Annotated in this window: 1 protein-coding gene; it reads right to left on the bottom strand. The window is 66.4% G+C overall.

The annotated features are described in order from the left end of the window. On the bottom strand, positions 1-485 hold a 485-nt coding region (locus MTQ12_RS14835; protein WP_247619229.1), incomplete at both ends, for a DDE-type integrase/transposase/recombinase.

Here is a 485-nt window from a genome sequence, read left to right as displayed (position 1 = left end):
ATCGTAAGCGTCGCCGACGGTACCGATCGACGGCGCGATGCCCTCGAGGTCGAGATGCTCGGTGTATCGGATAGATGTGTACTGGGACCCGGCATCGCTGTGGTGGATCAAATCGCCAGGTGAGACGGGGTTTCCGTCGCGGTCGCGCTGCCACAGAGCTATCCGTAATGGGGTCATGACCAGGTCGGTGCGCATGCTGGAGCTGGCGTGCCAGCCCACGATCCGCTGGGCGAACACGTCCAGGACGAACGCGACGTAGACGAAGCCCGCCCAGGTCCTCACGTACGTGAAATCTGTGACCCACACCAGGTTCGGCGCGGACGCGGTGAAGTCGCGGTTCAGCAGGTCACCGGCACGTTTCCCGTCGGGGTCGGGGATGGTGGTGCGCAGCTTCTTCGCCCGGCGAACACCCTCGAGGCCGAGGGTGCGCATGGCCCGGTCCACTGCTCCGCGGGAGGTGGCGGCGAGGCCGTCTTGGCGGCGGA

Source organism: Brevibacterium sp. R8603A2 (assembly GCF_023072605.1).
Taxonomy (GTDB): Bacteria; Actinomycetota; Actinomycetes; order Actinomycetales; family Brevibacteriaceae; genus Brevibacterium; species Brevibacterium pityocampae.
The sequence above is the reverse complement of the archived record's forward strand: the minus strand, read 5'-3'. Positions and strand labels throughout refer to the sequence as shown.